Genomic DNA, 495 nt, shown 5'->3' on the forward strand with positions numbered 1-495 from the left:
TTCCCTCGACGCCGACAGCGAGATGGAGATCGAGAACCGGGAAGAACTACTCCGGACGATCGACGAGAACGCGGACGAACTCGCAGAGCTCCTCCGGATGCTCGCACAGACGGAGGACCTCGCAGAGGACCTCCTCCCCGAACTCCGCGAGACGGTTCGCGAGAACCGCGAACCGATCCGCGAGCTGCGTGTGGCGTTCGAGCGTGAGGAGACCCTCACGCTGCTGACGAAGGTCGGCGAGGAATCGGACACGCTCTTGGAACTCCTCGACGTCCTCGCGGCGTCGAAGGGGCTCGCCGACGACCTCATTCCGGAGCTTCGTATCGTCGTCCAAGAAAACCGGGAAGTCCTCGAACGGCTCCGGCTCTCCCTGGAGAAAGAAGAGACTATCGTCCTGCTCGAACAACTGGGTGAGAACGCGGACACGCTGATCGAGATGCTCGATCTGCTCGATGCGACCCACGACCTCGCGATGGAGCTCACGCCGGAGCTTCG

Annotated in this window: 1 pseudogene; it reads left to right on the plus strand. The window is 62.8% G+C overall.

Features of this window, described 5'->3' with window-relative positions:
- Positions 1-495, plus strand: a pseudogene (locus DEQ92_RS22080) (hypothetical protein); the annotation flags it as partial.

It is taken from the genome of Haloferax sp. Atlit-6N, assembly GCF_003383195.1.
GTDB lineage: Archaea > Halobacteriota > Halobacteria > Halobacteriales > Haloferacaceae > Haloferax > Haloferax gibbonsii.